The 16,664-nt window shown below is 66.4% G+C and carries 16 protein-coding genes and 2 riboswitches; of the genes, 2 read left to right on the top strand and 14 right to left on the bottom strand.

Annotated features, from left to right (window positions below; all coding sequences use genetic code 11):
* From GON09_RS22915 to GON09_RS22905, 3 genes are read right to left on the bottom strand one after another with little or no spacing between them, the layout of a single operon-like run.
* A complete protein-coding gene (locus GON09_RS22915) occupies positions 1–975 on the bottom strand; it encodes an ABC transporter substrate-binding protein (RefSeq protein WP_213933894.1) in 975 nt (324 codons plus the stop codon).
* A 35-nt stretch (positions 976–1,010) separates the two neighbouring features.
* Positions 1,011–1,793, bottom strand: a complete 783-nt coding sequence (locus GON09_RS22910) for an amino acid ABC transporter ATP-binding protein (RefSeq protein WP_213933893.1) — start codon at positions 1,791–1,793, stop codon at positions 1,011–1,013.
* Entirely contained in the window at positions 1,790–2,761 is a 972-nt protein-coding gene (locus tag GON09_RS22905) for an amino acid ABC transporter permease (protein ID WP_213933892.1), read from the bottom strand. The genes GON09_RS22910 and GON09_RS22905 overlap by 4 nt, the downstream gene beginning before the upstream one ends.
* A gap of 254 nt (positions 2,762–3,015) precedes the next feature.
* Positions 3,016–3,108: riboswitch (SAM riboswitch) on the bottom strand.
* Positions 3,109–3,258: 150 nt separating this feature from the next.
* Between GON09_RS22905 and GON09_RS22900 the strand changes: the two genes are divergently transcribed.
* The gene (locus tag GON09_RS22900; RefSeq protein ID WP_213933891.1) at positions 3,259–4,032 is read left to right on the top strand and encodes a sulfite exporter TauE/SafE family protein; all 774 of its coding nucleotides are present in this window, start codon (positions 3,259–3,261) and stop codon (positions 4,030–4,032) included.
* Between the two features lie 388 nt (positions 4,033–4,420).
* Here the strand turns inward: GON09_RS22900 and GON09_RS22895 are convergent, their stop codons facing one another.
* From GON09_RS22895 to GON09_RS22850, 10 genes are all read right to left on the bottom strand, one after another.
* Entirely contained in the window at positions 4,421–6,124 is a 1,704-nt protein-coding gene (locus GON09_RS22895) for a hypothetical protein (protein ID WP_213933889.1), read from the bottom strand.
* The gene (locus GON09_RS22890; RefSeq protein WP_307854471.1) at positions 6,121–6,696 is read right to left on the bottom strand and encodes a signal peptidase I; all 576 of its coding nucleotides are present in this window, start codon (positions 6,694–6,696) and stop codon (positions 6,121–6,123) included. The genes GON09_RS22895 and GON09_RS22890 overlap by 4 nt, the downstream gene beginning before the upstream one ends.
* 82 nt (positions 6,697–6,778) lie before the next feature.
* Entirely contained in the window at positions 6,779–7,438 is a 660-nt protein-coding gene (locus GON09_RS22885) for a SipW-dependent-type signal peptide-containing protein (protein WP_213933887.1), read from the bottom strand.
* Between the two features lie 426 nt (positions 7,439–7,864).
* Positions 7,865–9,211: a bifunctional adenosylcobinamide kinase/adenosylcobinamide-phosphate guanylyltransferase gene (gene cobU, locus GON09_RS22880; RefSeq protein ID WP_213933886.1), complete on the bottom strand. Its 1,347-nt coding sequence runs from the start codon at positions 9,209–9,211 to the stop codon at positions 7,865–7,867.
* Positions 9,211–10,023, bottom strand: a complete 813-nt coding sequence (locus tag GON09_RS22875) for an ABC transporter ATP-binding protein (RefSeq protein ID WP_213933885.1) — start codon at positions 10,021–10,023, stop codon at positions 9,211–9,213. The genes cobU and GON09_RS22875 overlap by 1 nt, the downstream gene beginning before the upstream one ends.
* Positions 10,020–10,982: a FecCD family ABC transporter permease gene (locus GON09_RS22870; protein WP_244866923.1), complete on the bottom strand. Its 963-nt coding sequence runs from the start codon at positions 10,980–10,982 to the stop codon at positions 10,020–10,022. Before GON09_RS22870 ends, GON09_RS22875 begins: the two co-directional genes overlap by 4 nt.
* Before the next feature lie 107 nt (positions 10,983–11,089).
* Positions 11,090–11,995: an ABC transporter substrate-binding protein gene (locus tag GON09_RS22865; protein ID WP_213933884.1), complete on the bottom strand. Its 906-nt coding sequence runs from the start codon at positions 11,993–11,995 to the stop codon at positions 11,090–11,092.
* An 84-nt stretch (positions 11,996–12,079) separates the two neighbouring features.
* Positions 12,080–12,207, bottom strand: a riboswitch (cobalamin riboswitch).
* Between the two features lie 24 nt (positions 12,208–12,231).
* Positions 12,232–13,455 (bottom strand): O-succinylhomoserine sulfhydrylase, encoded by a 1,224-nt coding sequence (locus tag GON09_RS22860; RefSeq protein ID WP_213933883.1) that lies wholly within the window; start codon positions 13,453–13,455, stop codon positions 12,232–12,234.
* Positions 13,452–13,862 carry a rhodanese-like domain-containing protein gene (locus tag GON09_RS22855; protein ID WP_026003257.1) on the bottom strand — a complete coding sequence of 137 codons (411 nt, stop codon included), beginning with the start codon at positions 13,860–13,862 and terminating at the stop codon, positions 13,452–13,454. Before GON09_RS22855 ends, GON09_RS22860 begins: the two co-directional genes overlap by 4 nt.
* Positions 13,863–13,933: 71 nt before the next feature.
* Positions 13,934–14,380 (bottom strand): Rv0361 family membrane protein, encoded by a 447-nt coding sequence (locus GON09_RS22850; protein ID WP_213933882.1) that lies wholly within the window; start codon positions 14,378–14,380, stop codon positions 13,934–13,936.
* A gap of 292 nt (positions 14,381–14,672) precedes the next feature.
* Between GON09_RS22850 and GON09_RS22845 the strand changes: the two genes are divergently transcribed.
* Entirely contained in the window at positions 14,673–16,070 is a 1,398-nt protein-coding gene (locus GON09_RS22845; protein WP_213933880.1) for an FAD-dependent oxidoreductase, read from the top strand.
* An 87-nt stretch (positions 16,071–16,157) separates the two neighbouring features.
* On the opposite strand, the gene GON09_RS22840 is transcribed toward GON09_RS22845, so the two are convergent.
* Positions 16,158–16,640 (bottom strand): DUF456 domain-containing protein, encoded by a 483-nt coding sequence (locus GON09_RS22840; protein ID WP_213933878.1) that lies wholly within the window; start codon positions 16,638–16,640, stop codon positions 16,158–16,160.
* Between the last annotated feature and the right edge of the window lie 24 nt (positions 16,641–16,664).

The raw sequence follows: 16,664 nt of genomic DNA, 5'->3' as shown, positions 1-16,664 counted from the left end.
CTAGGACGTCTTGGGCAGGCCGGGCGGGTTGATGCGCGAGACTTCGATTGCCTCGTTGCTGATGCCCCACCGCTCGAGAATCTCTGCGTAGGCGCCGTTCTCGATGAGGTGGTTGATTGCCTCGTTGATCGCCCGGATCAGCCCGTTGTCCTTCTTCGTCAGCACCGCGATCTCACCCTGCAGGTCGAGACCCGCACCCGAGAACGTGCCGGCGATCTCCGTCTCACCGGCCTGCAGGACGTGGAACGCCGAGGTCGGGTTCGGGCCGACATAGGCATCGATGCGACCGGAGCCGAGCGCGAGGTAGTAGTCGACGGCGTTCTGGTAGTAGAGAATCTCCGCGGGTTCGAGCCCGGCGGCGACGTTCTTCTCGTTCCACTCGACGAGCAGCGCCTCCTGGTTGGTCCCGGAGCCGACACCGATCGTAAGGCCCGCAATGTCCTCGGGCCCGTCGAAGGTGATGCCGCTGTCCTTGCCGACCTCGACGGCAAGGCTGTCGAGACGGTAGGTAGCGAAGTCGTACTTCTCCTTGCGTTCTTCGGTGACGGTCACGTTGGAGATGAACACGTCGGCCTCACCGGAGTCGACGCGGACGAAGTTCTGCGCCCAGTCGGCGGCGGTGAGTTCGATGTCCAGATCGAGCACGTTCCCGATGAGATGGGCGAAGTCGGTCTCGGATCCGATGATCGTCGTGTCGTCGTCGGCGTAGAAGCGCAACGGCGGTGCGGTACCGGCCGATCCGGTGACGACGAGTGTGCCGCGGTCGCGAATCTCCTGGGGAACCTTGGCGGCGATCTCCTCGACCGGGTCGGTGGTGATGCGGTTCTGGTCCGCGGTGAGGTTGTAACCGGCCGTGGTGGCGGCGTCGGTGTCGGTTCCGGCATCTGCGTCGGAACTGCAGGCCGCGACACCCAGGAGAGCGACGGCGGTCAGGATCGAGGTCAGCAGGCGGACCCGGCGGGAGGAAGCGAACATCGTTACCTTCTCGAATGCGGTGGTGGGGCGGAAAATCAGAGAACACGGGACAGGAACGACGCGGTGCGTTCCTGCTGCGGGTTGTCGAGGAGCTCGTGGGGTGGTCCCTGTTCGACGATGACGCCGCCGTCCATGAAGACGACGGTGTCGGCGACCTCACGGGCGAAACCGATCTCGTGCGTGACGATCACGAGAGTCGCGCCGTCGCCGGCAAGGTCGCGGATGACGGCGAGAACCTCGCCGACGAGTTCGGGGTCGAGAGCCGAGGTGGGCTCGTCGAAGAGGATCACGGCGGGTCGCAGGGCCAGGGCCCGCGCAATCGCGACGCGCTGTTGTTGTCCGCCGGACAGTTGTTTCGGGTAGTCGTGCAGCTTGTCGCCCACGCCGACGCGGTCGAGCAGGGCGCGGGCCTCCGCCTCGATTTCCGCTCGGTCGCGGCCCTGCGCCGACAGCGGTGCCTCGACGACGTTCTCGAGGGCGGTCAGGTGCGGGAACAGGTTGAAGTTCTGGAAGACGAAGCCTATGCGGGAACGCTGACGGAGGATGTCGCGGGCACGCAACTCGTGCAGCTTGTTTCCGCGACGCTTGTAGCCGATCAGCTCACCGTCGATGCGGACGGTGCCGCGGTCGACCTTCTCGAGGTGGTTGAGGGTGCGCAGGAGGGTGGATTTCCCGGAACCGGACGGCCCGAGGATCACAGTGACCGTGCCTTTGCGTAGTTGCAGGTCGATCCCTTTCAGCACCTCGAGTGTGCCGAACGACTTGTGGACTCCGCGCACGTCGACGACGTAGTCGACGTCGTCCCGGGTCGCGGTCACTTCGTGGCTCCCCGGGGTGCACCGATACCGCTGTCGCGGATCTCCCGGTATTTCGCGACCACGCGCTGCCACGGGGTGAACGGGAGTGCCCGTGCCGAACCGCGAGCGTAATGCCGTTCGACGTAGTACTGCCCGATCGACAGGATCGTGGTGAGGATGATGTACCAGACCGTCGCGACCATGAGCATCGGTACGACGCGTCCGGTACGGCCGAAGATCACCTGCACCTGGTAGAAGAGCTCGGCGATGGCCATGGTGGAGACGATCGAGGTTCCCTTGAAGAGGCTGATCACCTCGTTGGCGGCGTTCGGGAGGATCGCCCGCATGGCCTGCGGGAGCACGATCTTCACGAACTGCCGGTACCGCGGGATGCCGAGCGCATTGGCCGCCTCGATCTGACCGTGATCGACCGAGATGATGCCGGCCCGGATGATTTCGGCCGAGTAGGCCGCCTGGTGGAGTGCCAGGCCGATGACGGCGGCGGTGAATCCCGAGATCACCCCGGCCACACCGAACTCGAAGAAGGCGGGACCGAAGGGGATACCGATCGACAGCGTCTCGTACAGGTACGCGATGTTGAACCAGAACAGCAGTTGGACGATGAGCGGGATCGATCGGAACGCCCAGATGTACGTCCACGAGACCACTTGCAGAACAGGATTGTTCGACAGCCGGCCGATCGCGAGGAGCACACCGAGCGCGAAGCCCAGGAACGTGCCCCACAACGTCAGCTCGATCGTCATCCACAGTGCGGAGAGCACGGACGACGCAGTGAAGTATTGCGTGAAGGTGGCCCAGTCCCAACCGGGATTGGTGGCCAGGCCGTGCACGAACTGGGCGACGACGATCAGCACGCCGGCGCTGATCACCCAACGCCACGGATGCCACTTTCTGGCGACGACCAGGTTCTCGTCGTCGGCGGGTTCGGCCGGTGCGTCGGGGACGCGGATATCGGTGGACGCGCTCACGGCGACGTCCTGGTAGCGGGAGGCATCGGGAAGGCCTTTCGGGACAGCGGGGGCGGTCGGGGACGGGGACGGGATGCAGACGTGGGTCCCGGCCCGTCCCCCTGCGGACGGGCCGGGACTCACGCGGTGAAGAACGGCGGGAGGTTCCGGTGGACGATCTACGTCAGTGACGACACCGATGCGACCTCCCGCGGCACAGGTCGATGTGCCGGCGGCGCCACGAAGCGCGCTCGGTCCAGCGGGTCATGCTCGTTCCTCCATCGGTCCCGGCGGTAGCACCCGCACCCGCGCACGGGGGGTTGCTGCGACGTCGTGGAGCCAGGTCTCTCGGTCGCTCTGGATGGTCGCCGCCCAAGCTACGGAGTGCGGCGCGCTGCGGACAGCCTTTCTCTCACCGTGACGGAAATAGCGTCGCTCATCGAGACCGATGTCGATGTCGCCGTGGAGCCCCGACATCGACAACGATGTCGGTTTCGACGAGACGTAGACTCGCCTCGGTGACCCCGCTCGAACTCTTCCTCGTCGCACTTGCCGGTCTCGGAGCCGGAGCGATCAACTCCCTCGTCGGATCCGGCACCCTCATCACGTTCCCGACGCTCATCGCGTTCGGTGTACCGCCGGTGACCGCGACGATGTCCAATGCGATCGGCCTGGTCGCCGGGGGCGTCTCGGGTACCTGGGGCTATCGGCGCGAACTGCGCGGGCAATGGGAGCGGTTGCGATGGCAGATCCCGGCGTCGTTCTGCGGGGCACTGGTCGGAGCATGGCTCCTGCTCCACCTGCCGGAGACCGTCTTCGAGACGGTCGTGCCGATCCTGCTCGTCCTGGCGCTCACGCTCGTCGTACTGCAACCGAAGATCCAGGCCTGGGTGGCTCGCAGAACGGGTGGCGACGCCGACGGCCGTCTCGGACCGATACGGATGACGCTGCTCGTCGTCGGCACGTTCGCCGTCGGTGTCTACGGCGGCTATTTCACGGCGGCGCAGGGAATTCTGCTGATGGGCCTGTTCGGTGCGTTGCTGCACGACCACATCCAGCGGCAGAACGCCGCGAAGAACCTGCTGTCGCTGGTCGTGAACGTCGTGGCCGCCTGCGCCTACATCCTGGTGGCGTTCGACCGGATCGATTGGACCGTGGCCGCACTGATCGCCGTGGGTTCCCTGATCGGCGGCTACCTCGGTTCCCACTACGGCCGACGCCTGTCGCCGGTCGCGTTGCGGATCGTCATCGTCGTCGTCGGCCTGATCGGGTTGTACCGTCTGCTGTTCTGACTCGGTCGTTTCTTCCCCACGATAACGAAAGTGTCTCTTATCGCCCCAGGAGCAACATCAGTCACGGAAATACCAGATGGTTGGTATGCAGTCGGTCACAGCGGGGACCTGATGAAGGTCGGAAGCACGATCTACGCATCACCGGAAGTTCGGGGGCATGGGTGATCGCCAAGGCGTCGGGTTCGTGGGTGAAGAGTGCAGTGGTCGATCCGATCCCGGCTCCCCCGCCCGCGCCTGTTCCTTCGCCGACCGACGAGCCCGCTCCTGCACCGATTCCCGAGGAAACGCCGGCCGAACCTGCGCCGACCTCCCCGAGCGACGACGCTCCGGTGGGCGAGCCGGCCGACGACGAATCGGAAGGCTGATACGAAGATCGGAGGACCGACCGTTACTCGTCGGCGGTCGACGAGTAATCCTCCTCCGCGGTCGCCGGTCCGGATTCCGAGTCGGTCGTCTCCGCGTTGTCCGCCTGGACCGGTGGTGGAGTGGTGACGACGGGCTCCGATCGGGTTTCCGTCGCAGGTAGCGAGAAGATCCATCCCGCTGTTCCGTCCGGCCGCACCATCACGCCGGTTCCATCGTTCGTCACGTCGAAGGTGACCCAGCCCGAGTAGGTACTCTCGGGATCGAATGTCGCCGGTAGCGACGCGCCGGCGTCGCACTCCCCGCTCGGCGAGCCGACCGACGCCGTGCCACCGTCGGCGAGAACTTCCCGGAAGTCGGATTCGCGCAACCCCTTCAGATAACCCGAACCATCCGAAGTCGTCACACTCAACCGCACGGCGACGCATCCGGGAGTCCTCGATATGCGTTCCACGGTCACGGTCCCCAGGTCGCTTCCGTCCTTCGCGACGAGCGGGAACGGCGACGACATGCCGACGCGTGTCGGAATGGTAGGTCCGCTCGGGATGGGCGCCGGGGATATCGTCGGAATCGGTGCTACAGCGGGATCATCCTCGAGTGGTGCGTCATCCGGTAAAGGAGCGATCTCACCTGTCTCGACAGGAGGATCCGAGTCCGGCTCTGCAGCATTGTCGTTCTCGTGACGTTCGTCGAGGTCGCCGTCCGCGTCGACCTTCGTCCCATCCGGGTCGACGGGATCGTCACCGGGAGTCACGGGTTGCTTCTCGGCGTCACCGACGACACCTTCGTCGAACAGTGAATCGATCGGCGACGGAACGTCCTGCTGCGTCGTCGTCATTGCTGTCAGCCCGGAGATCGACGGCTTCACTTCTGCCCAGCGAACGGGCGCATCGGTTCCGATTCCACACTCCGCATACGCGAGAACCATGTCCAGTTCCCATTTTTCGTCCTTCGAGATTTTTCCGGTACTGGTCATCTCGAGGCGAAGCTCTGACGACGCGCTCGTAGAGGTCCGAGTCTTCGTCCAGGTCAATTGCGCGTCGTAGTCGTAGCCGAAGCCGCTTCGGGTCTGACGGGTGGATCCGGAATTGTTCGGGCCAGGATCGGACGGAAAGGGAAGCTTCTCGGTGTTGCCCATTCCGGCCAGCACGACACCGCCGAAGATCGAGTTGATTCCGCCTGCCACCGGCGAACCCCCGATCGGACAAGAGGCAGTTGTCGAAACCACGTCCGTCGAGCCGAATCGCGCGAGGTCGATGCCGCCGGAGGTCGTCTCCACGAGTAGGCCTCTGGCTGCCGCAGCAGCAAAGACGACCGAGGCTCCGGCGCTTCGACCATTCGTGCACGGGACAGCAACCGGGCTCGCGTAGACCGCACACGATGCACCTTCGATCTCCACCGGCAACAGGAGACCAAGGGTGCCACCTGTGCTGTTCTGGTTGCCGAATCGCACATCGGCATAGGCCGGCATCTGCCCCGGTTCACGGGTGGCCGCCAGTCCGCTGCGCACACTCGAGCCCACCGGGCGGGACATGGAGTACTTGGCAGCTACGGCACGCGCGTATCCCTTTCCATAGGCCCCTGGAACGTCGAACTTCGCCGACCCGAAGACCCGATCGTTCCAGTTCGCAAGAGTCTGACCCGCGAAGCCCGAATTGGACGCGAGCAGACCGACCACTCCGAGTACACCCACCAGAGCGACGAGCGTGCGCAGCGATCTGCTGTTCATCGTCGACCGCCACTCACGTCGTCGGGGTCATGCCCGGCCTGCCGACCGTCGTCCTCGGTCTCTCGCGGCCAGAATGCCCACAGCACGAGTGTCGCGGCGGAAAGCGTCAGGCCGCCCAGCACCCAGGGGTCGGAGAACCGCACGATCACCGCGGCAGCACCGGGGACCGACCACAGGACCTTCCGTACCTCGGTCACGCGATACGGACCCGGGTCGGGATTGGGGTTCGCGTCGCCCTGCATCTCGATGAGTGCCTCGCCGGCCCGCTGCGGGTGGACCGCGATGACGCGGTGGGTCACCGGCAGCTCCTCCTCCGCACGATCGACGGTGACGATGTCGCCCACCTCGATCTCGTCCGCCGAGATGCGTTGCACGACAGACATGGAACCTTGGGGAATCGTCGGAGACATCGAGCCCGTCTTGAACAGGATCAACGAGATGTCGAAGGCGACCGCCGCGATGACGAGGCCGATGCACACCACCCCTCCTGCTGCGAGCAGGTTGAGGAGAGCGTTCTCGACCCGGGACCACAGCGAGCGGCGGGGCTTCGTCGGTTCGTGGAGGACGTGCACAGTTTCGACCGTTTCTATGGAGAGAAGGAGACGGGACTCGTCGACCCGATGCCGGACGATCGAGTCGACGAGCCGATCCGCATCACGGGGTGGGGTTCACGGGGTCCGTGCTCGCAGCCTTGAACTCCCAGTTCACCGATGTCGAGTACTTTCCTTCGTTCGCGGTACCGAGCTGGCCGGGGGTGGTCCCGGCGGGCAGGGTCACGGCGAAGCAGAGCCAGTGCTCGTTCTTGGAGAGTATGGCGATCGGTGCGGTGATTGCGGCGCCGGCGATCTTTCCACTCGCGCGGGTGGTGCCGTTCACAGCTGCTGCATCGCACGCGGTCGACGAGCCTGCGATGGAGGCGACCTTCAGATCGAGCACGCCGGCGAGCGCCGCGTTCGTCGCATTCTGCGCAGCCGGCATGGTGATGTTCGCACCGAGGCCTTCGGACACGACCCGGAGACCCACCTTCGCGTAAACGGTGTCGCCGGGCACGAGAGCGGATGCATTCACGCCGAAGTTGAAGGATCCGGCGTCGTTCGCAGTGACGAACTCGTTCCACCCGTCCGGCGCACCGGTGAAGTTGCCCTGCACGTTCCAGCTGTTGGCGCCGGTACCGAATTCTGCCTTGCCCCACACCGAGTCGTTCCATGCGGCAAGGGTCACTGCCGCGCCCACACCGAGAACGAGACCGGATGCCAGGATCGCGCGGACCTTGCGACGCTTCTGCGCCTTGTTGTCGGCGTTGTCGGTCGTCATGACTCTCTCCTCTGGGCAGCAGCGTGCGTGCCCGATCGTGTCGCTTGTCGGCCCCGGCGCCTTCGGCCCTCCCCGAAACAGGCATGGGCTACCGCACGACCGAATATCGAATTTCGATCGAGTGGGGTTCTGCGAGTCTTGGTCTGTTTTTCTTTCGTCCGTCGAATCGGACTTACTCAGGAGTATGTTACCGAGGAGTAAGAGAACTCAATCCCATGTGACATAGATCATCCTGGACGGTCTTCTTTCTCTTCATCGCAGCTCACGGACAGTAGTTGACGTTTCACCCGGCATTTCACCCTCGAAAATCGACACTTCCGAGCATCGCAGAGGAACGACTCTTACGGATACGCCGGAAGACCATAACCGGACATTGAAGACAATAATTCCATGAGTAGAATTATGTGGTACGAGAAAATACAGAAATCAGTTTCGCTTCAGAGAAACAGGAATTCCCGCTACTACGAGAGTCGCCGATTCACTGGCCTCCGCGACGCGCGCATTGAGCCGGCCCAGCATGTCCCGGAACAATCGGCCCGAAGAAGTTGCGGGTACCACTCCACTACCGACCTCGTTGCTCACGGCGACCACCGGCACCGCACATTTCCGCCACGCGGCGATCAACTCGTCCACGTCGGAATGGACAGGGTCGAGGTCGCCACCCTCCCAGACACCGTGGCGATCCAGCCGTGCCGTCAACCACGTTCCGAGACAATCGATCAGGAGCGGTTCCGTGGCGGTGCACAGCACCTCGGCGACATCGACGGTCTCCACCGTCGACCACGAGTCGGGTCGCCGGTCCCGGTGCAGCGCAACACGTTCCGCCCACTCCGGGTCACCCTCACGCGTCCCGCCGGTGGCAACGTAGGTGACGGAGGGGTACGACGCGAGCAACTCCTCGGCATGCCGCGACTTGCCCGACCGCACTCCTCCGAGAACCAGCGTCCGATGCGGCCCGACCGGAGTCCCTGCACCCACGTAGACCACCTCACCGTCACGACCTGGACGAGCATCCAACTGCTGCAGGCGTTTCCGTAGTGCGTCGGCGGGCGGATTGTGGTGGCCCAGATGCACTGCGACTACGTCGGTGTCCGCAGTGACGGCACCGGCACCGCGCAGACCGTCCACCATCGCGCCGAATTCCGGGAGGCCGAGGTGCCCCTCGGACAGCTCGGAGCGGTCGCCGAAGGTCTCTTCGAGGAACACCGCGTCGAACTGCGCGTCGCGCACGGCTTCGAACCACTCGGTGGGCCACAGACCGGTGTCGCACGCCCACAGCAGCCGCGACCCGCCGGGACCCGACAGGTCGTACAGCACCGCATCCCCGTCCCGGAACACCGTGTGCCTCGCGGGCAGAACACGCACCGAGTACTCACCGACGGCAAGCGAATCCCCGGCCTCGACCGGCACGAAGCGCACCGGGTCGTCCGGACCCACCCACGGTCTGCACACGTCGAGAGCGTCGGCGGGACCGATCACGTCGAGCTCGTCGCCGTTCGCGACCCACGATCGGAACAGCAACGCCTGCGGCCCGAGATGATCGGCGTGCGCGTGCGTCAGGAGGATGTGCCGCACTGTCGCCAGCGACCTGCCGTGCCGCACTGCCGCACCGGGTGCCTCCGGACCGCAGTCGAGCAGCAGCACGTCGTCGACGAGCGCCGCGGTCTGCCCGCGGATCTCGCCGCGACGCGCGGCGTCTGCGCAGGATTCGCATGTGCAGAACGGATTCGGCCATCCGTCCGCCGCGCCGGTCCCCAGGAGTACGACCTCCATCAGCAGTCCTTCGAGGTGTCGCGGAGCGGAAGGACGGCACGTCCTGCCGGCCGGTCGAGGATCTCGACGCGGGCGCCGTAGACCTGCGCGATACGTTCGGCGGTGAGCACGTCGTCGGGCGTTCCGTCGGCGACGACGTGTCCGCGATCGAGGAGCACGAGTCGTTCCCCGTACTGCGCGGCGGAGGTCAGGTCGTGCATCGCGGCGATGACGGTCAGGTCCCCTTCGGTGCGCATGGAGTCGACGAGTTCGAGCACCTGCTGTTGATGTCCGATGTCGAGGGCACTGGTGGGTTCGTCGAGGAGCAGCACCCGTGGTTGCTGGGCAAGGGCGCGTGCGAGGACGACCCGCTGCAGTTCGCCGCCGGACAGTTCGGTCGCGAGTCGCGGTGCGAACGCTTCGAGCTCGAGCCGTTCGACGACCCGGTCCACCACCTCGCGGTCGTGCGCGGTCTCGGATCCGAAGCGCGGGATGTGTGGGGTGCGGCCGAGGTGGATCAGTTCCCTGACGGTGACACCTTCCGGCACGACGGGGCGTTGTGGCATCAGCGCGACCGCGCGTGCCATGTCCCGGCGTCCGGCGCGCCCCGGCACGATGCCGGAGACCTGCAGCCGACCGGTGGCCGGCACCAACCCGGCAAGGACGTGCAGCAGGGTGGTCTTGCCCGACCCGTTGGGTCCGACCAGCGACACCCAGGAGCCGGCGGTGACATTCAGGTCGACGCGGTGCAGCACCTCGATGCCGCCGCGTTCGGCGCTGAGCTGCCGGCACGACACCGTCACGGTCCCGGTGGTGAGAACATCGCTTTTCATCGGACACCTCGGCTACGTCTGAGCACGACGAGGAAGAAGGGCGCCCCGATCGCCGCGGTCACGACACCGATCGGCAGTTCGGCGGGCGACATGACGGTGCGGGCCAGGACGTCCGCAAGGACGAGGAAGGATGCGCCCACCAGCAGCGACAGCGGCAGCAGGAGCCGGTGACCGGGTCCGACGAGCAGCCGAACCGCGTGGGGCACGACGATGCCGACGAAGCCGATGAGACCGCTCGCCGAGACGACGGCGGCGGTTCCGAGCGTCGCGACGCACACGAGCAACAGCCGTACGCGCGCCGGGTTGATCCCGAGGCTCGCGGCTTCGACGTCGCCGACCGCCATGACATCGAGTGTGCGCCGGTGCAGCGCGATGACCGCGACGGTGACCACGACGTACGGCAGGACCACCACGACGTCGGACCATCCGTCGGTGGACAGGCGCCCGAGCATCCACGAGTACACCTGTCGCAGGGTGTCGTCGTGCAGTTGCATGAAGAACGTCTGGATCGCGTTGGCGAAGGCGGCGACGGCGACCCCGGCGAGGATGATGACGACTTCCGAGCGGCTTCCGCCGACCGTGCGGCCGAGCGAATAGGTCGCGCCGACGGCGAGTAGTCCGCCCGCGAACGCTGCGACGGGCACACCGGCGAACCCGGCCGCACCGCCCACGACGATGGCGAGGGTGGCGCCGAGACCGGCACCGCTGGACACCCCGAGCAGGTAGGGATCGGCGAGCGGATTGCGGAAGACACCCTGGTAGGCCGCACCGGCGATGGCCAGCATCGCGCCGACCAGCACGCCGAGCACGACGCGCGGCATGCGGATGTTCCACAGGATGGCCTGTTGACGCGTGCTCAGTCCCGAATCGACGTCGACGAACGGCAGGCGGTCGGCGATGTCGAGCATCACTCCTCCCGGGGTGAGACCGGCCGGTCCGACGAGGATCCCGACCAGCATCGCGGCGAACAGGACGAACACCGCGCCGGTCAGCACGAGCACGTTGCGCGGCAGTACCCGCGCACCACCAGGAGGCAGTGCGCGGGTACTGCGGCGCGACAGAGAGATCAAGGCGTGGGCTGGGCCGCGGGGATGGCGCCGACGATCCGGGCGATCTCGCGCATCAAGTCCACGACGCGCGGACCCCAGCGACTCGCGATGTCCTCGTCGAGGACGTAGACGTGACCGTCGCGGACGGCAGTGAGCTCGTTCCATCCCGCACGCTGCGCGACGACCTCGGGCGTGACGCCGCAGCACTGTCCGTCGGCCAGGAAGATCACGTCGGGGTTCTGTTCGAGGACGTACTCGGCGGACAGTTGCGGGTAGCCGTTGCCGCCGGTCGCGATCGAGGTCAGGCCCAGCATCGAGTAGATCTCGCCGATATAGGTGTCGTCGGTGACGGTGTAGAAGGTGTTGTCGAGCTCGTGATAGTAGGTCAACGGGATCTCCCGCTCGGGGAGACCGGCGAGGATGTCGTCGATGTCGGTCTTCATCTGCGCGACGAGTTCGGCGGTATCGCCGACGTGTCCGGTGGCGGCTCCCAGCTGCTCGATCTGAGCGTAGGTGTCGTCCAGATTCTCGGCAGCCGGGAGGATCAACGTCTCGACGCCGGCCTGTTCGAGCCCGGCGACGAGGTCTGCGGTGTCGGCGTTGGCGACGACCAGGTCGGGTTCGTAACCGAGGATCGCTTCGACGTTGGGGGTGTAGCCCGACAAGTCGGTGACAGGCGCATCGGCCGGGTAATCGGATTGGTCGTCGACCGCGATCACCTGGTCGCCGGCACCGATGGCGTAGAGCATCTCGGTGCTGGTGGGGCTCAGGGAGACGATGGCCTGCGGAGCGTCGGCGGAAGCGGTGTCGGTTTCACCGGCCGGTGACGAATCGTCGCTGCCCGAACATCCTGCGGCGAGGAGCGCGAAAGCGGTCAGTCCGGCGGCGAGCAGCCGTCGGGAGTTGTCGAGTGGCACAGCCATCCTCCGTGGTTCGGAGGACGAAAACAGCACGGCTGCAACGGGCGGTTGCGGCACGTCACCGTCCTTCGTCCGAGGACCAGTACGTACGGACCCTCCGCGCCGGCTGACCTGGCTCACCCGATATCGGGGCTCACAGTTGCGGGACAGCGCCGGATTCTCACCGACTTCACCGAAAACGCAGCGGGTGCCCTACCGGAGCGGCAGGACACCCGCAGCGTAGCTCACGGCTTCGCAGGTCAGGACAGCGCCTGCTCGAGATCTTCGAGCAGATCCTCGGGATCCTCGAGGCCGACGGACAGTCGCACCACACCGTCGGACAGACCGATCGCGGCCCGGCCGTCGGGCCCCATCGCCCGGTGGGTGGTGGTCGCCGGGTGGGTGATGAGCGATTTGGCGTCGCCGAGATTGTTCGAGATGTCGACGATGCGCAGCTTGTTCAGCAACTCGAAGGCGCGCTTCTTGCCCTCGCCCTCGGGGGCGTCGAGTTCGAACGTGATGATCGTGCCGCCACCGCTCATCTGCGACTTCGCGAGCTCGTACTGCGGGTGCGATTCGAGATAGGGGTATTTGACCCACCGCACCGCGTCCTGCGATTCGAGGAACTGCGCGATGCGCAACGTCGAATCGACCGAGGCACGCAACCGCACCGGCATGGTCTCGAGGCCCTTGAGCAGCGTCCACGCGTTGAACGGACTCAGCGACGGTCCGGTGTGGCGGATGAGCTGCTGCACCGGTCCGTCGATGTAGTCCTTGGGACCGAGGATCGCACCGCCGAGCACACGGCCCTGGCCGTCGATGTGCTTGGTGCCGGAGTACACGACGACGTCGGCGCCGAGGTCGAGGCTGCGCTGCAGCAGCGGGGTGGCGAAGACGTTGTCCAGCACCACCTTCGCGCCCGCCGCATGCGCCATCTCGGAGACGCGACGCACGTCGACGAGGGTCTGCATGGGGTTCGAGGGGGTCTCGAAGAAGACCGCGGTGGTGGGCACCGACAGCGCCTTCTCCCACTGCTCGAGATCCTCACCGTCGACGAACACCGTCTCGACGCCCCAGCGGGGCAGGATCTCGTTGCACACGACGAAGCACGAACCGAAGAGGCTGCGTGCCGCGACGAGGCGGTCGCCCTTGCCGAGCAGCGCGGCGAGCGCGGTGAACACCGCGGACATGCCGGACGCAGTGGCGTACGCCCCCTCGGCACCGTCGAGCAGGCGCAGACGTTCCTCGAACATCTTCACCGTGGGGTTGCCGTAACGGGAGTAGACGAAATGGTCGACGTCGCCGGTGAAGGCGGCTTCGGCGGCCTCGGCCGACTCGTAGACGAACCCGGAGTTGAGGTAGAGGGCCTCGGAGGTCTCCTCGAAACCGGATCGGAGGGTGCCGCCGCGCACGCCGAGCGTGGCGGGACGAACGGTGTCGGGCAGCGCCTTGCTGAACGCGCCGCCCTGGGGGATGGAACTCACGACTGCCTCCACGGCAGGCCCGCGGCCCGCCAGCCCTCGGCGCCTCGATGGCCTTCACCGTCGAGAGCGCCTTCGAATCCTTCGAGAACGTTGTAGGCGGGGGTCAGGCCCGCGGCGGTGGCGGCTTCGGCCGCACCGATCGAGCGCTGACCCGAGCGACACAGGAAGATCACCGGCCCGCCGCCGATACCCGCTGCCCGCAGATCCTCGACGAAGGTCGGGTTCGGGGCGCCGTCGGGGTAACGAACCCACTCGACGAACACGGTCCTGCGACCGAGCGACGAGGTCTCGGGGACCCCCACGTATTTCCACTCGGCTTCGGTACGCACATCGACGAGCACGGCATCCGGATCACCGTGCAGCAGGTCCCATGCCTGCCGCGGCGTTATATCACCTGCGTAGCTCACCCGGACATGTTTTCACAGGTCGGGCCGTGACGTACACGCGGGCACCGCTTCGTATACGCACGGGCACCGATTCAGAACCGGCAGATCCGCCACACGTCGTCGATGCGGACGACCTGCCACGTCTCGGTCTGTGCCTGCCCATCGACGCCGGTCCGGACGTCCACGGTGGCCCGATCGCCGTCCACGGAGATGTTCTGCGCGGCCTGCAGCTCGACACGTCCCTCGACGTCCGCGAGCGGCGCATCGTCGGGGGACAGTTCGCTGCACCGCAGCCGGTCGAGGATCGGTCCGTCGTTCTCGTTGTGAGCGGAGACGTAGTCGGTGACGGCGCGGCGCACCATCTCGTCCTCGGTGAGGTCGTCACCCGCCGGGGAGAACATCTGGGCGCCGAAGACGACGAGGACGAGCACCACCAGGACGGCGAGGGCTCCGAGGAAGGGCCCTGTGCTGCTACTGGTGGGACCGTCGGGATCCGGACCGGGATCGGGTTCGGGTTCGGGGGCTCCGCGCTTCGCCATGCGCCCGATCCTAGTGGGAGCGAGATCGTGGCCTGTCGCGACCGCATTTGCCCTATAAACCCTCTCGAGGTAGGAATTGTGGCATGGCCACCACGCAGCTCGTTCGACGCCTCGCCGTCGACCTGTGTCGTATGGGTGCCCACATGTGTTGTCGCTGAAGCGATTCGCTCGACGGCTCGATTCATCCTCCTTCGCCGTCATCCCCGCGCGACCTGCGCCCGGCCCACTGAGGGCAGCCTTAATTTAAGCTGGATATGTCCGTCCGCACACCGAAGAGGTAGTTGATCCCCTGATGACCGATCAGACTCGTCCCCTTCGCGTCGCGATCGTCGGTGCCGGCCCTGCCGGTATCTACGCCGCCGACGCACTCATGAAGTCCGACACTGCGCAGGATCCCGGGGTCAGCATCGACCTGTTCGAGCGCATGCCGGCACCGTTCGGTCTGATCCGCTACGGTGTCGCGCCCGACCATCCGCGCATCAAGGGCATCATCACCGCCCTGCACAAGGTGCTCGACAAGCCGCAGATCCGTCTGCTGGGCAATCTCGACTACGGCAGCGACTTCAACCTCGACGACCTGCAGCGTTTCTACGATGCGGTGATCTTCTCCACCGGCGCGAACGCGGACCGCGCGCTGAACATCCCCGGCATCGACCTCGACGGCAGCTACGGCGCCGCCGACTTCGTGTCCTGGTACGACGGTCACCCCGACGTGCCGCGCACCTGGCCGCTCGAGGCGGAGAAGGTCGCCGTCCTCGGTGTCGGCAATGTCGCGCTCGACGTCGCCCGCGTGCTCGCCAAGACCGGCGACGAGCTGCTGCCGACGGAGATCCCGCCGAACGTCTACGAGGGCCTGAGGAACAACAAGGCCGTCGAGGTGCACGTCTTCGGTCGCCGCGGCCCGGCGCAGGCCAAGTTCACGCCGCTCGAGCTGCGCGAACTCGACCACTCCCCGACCATCGAGGTCATCGTCGACCCCGAGGACATCGACTACGACGAGGGCTCCGAGCAGGCGCGGCGTAACTCCAAGCAGGTCGACATGGTCGCCAACACCCTGCAGGACTGGGCCATCCGCGACGTCGGCGACCGCCCGCACAAGCTGTTCCTGCACTTCTTCGAGTCCCCGCACGAGATCCTCGGCGAGGACGGCAAGGTCGTCGGCCTGCGCACCGAGCGCACCGAGCTCGACGGAACCGGCAACGTGCGCGGCACCGGCAAGTTCCGCGACTGGGACGTCCAAGCCGTCTACCGCGCGGTCGGCTACCTGTCGCAGAACATCGCCAAACTGCCCTTCGACGAGCAGGCCGGCACCGTGCCGAACGAGGCCGGGCGTGTTCTCGCCGACGAGAGCGCCGAGGGCGAGGGCCGGTTCATGCCGCACACCTACGTCACCGGCTGGATCAAGCGCGGCCCCGTGGGCCTGATCGGCCACACCAAGGGCGACGCGAACGAGACCGTCGCGAACCTGCTCGAGGATCGTGCCGCCGGCCGCCTGAACACCCCCGAGGATCCCTCCGAGGACGCGATCGTGAAGTTCCTCGAGGACAAGCAGCTGCCGTACACGACCTGGCAGGGCTGGTACCGCCTCGATGCGCACGAGCGCAGCCTCGGTGAGGCCGAGGGCCGCGAGCGTGTGAAGGTCGTCGAGCGCGAGGACATGTTCCGCGCGAGCGAGCCGCACAAGTCGTGAGCCGGACCTGACGTGACCTGCGCCTGAGCTGAACGAATGAGGAGGGGACCCATCCGCACGGATGGGTCCCCTCCTCGTATTCCGGGCTCAGGCGAACAGGACGGCTCCCAGCCACACCGAGGCCGCGACGAGTCCGCCGAGCAGTTCGACGAGGATCGACAACGCGACGGCCTTGGTGGCCGCCACGGTCGAGACCCACGCGTCGCGATGGGTGCGGTGCCGTTGCACCTCCGACAGGTACATGCCGAGCAGGAAGCCCAGGAACAGGCCGACCACGGGGACGACGAAGAACCCGACGATGCCGAGCAGCCCGGCGAGGATCAGCGACCGGTTCGGCACGCCCGCCTCCTGCAGTCGCTTCCCGGGCCAGGTGTACTTCACGATGCCGGTGACCAGCAGCGCCGCCGTCGCCACACCGAGCGCGACCCACGCGGTGGTGCCTCCCGTGACGAACGCCCACACCGCGATCGCACCGAAGATCAGCAGGACGCCGGGCAGGATCGGCAGCACGATTCCGAGCAGGCCGACGAGGATCGCCAGCCCGACGAGCAGTTCGCCTCCGGCGCTCACGGCGCGACCGGTCCGAGCGGCGCC

It is taken from the genome of Rhodococcus sp. B50, from assembly GCF_013602415.1.
GTDB lineage: Bacteria > Actinomycetota > Actinomycetes > Mycobacteriales > Mycobacteriaceae > Rhodococcus.
Note: the sequence above shows the minus strand (reverse complement) of the source record. Positions and strands in the feature narration are given on the sequence as shown.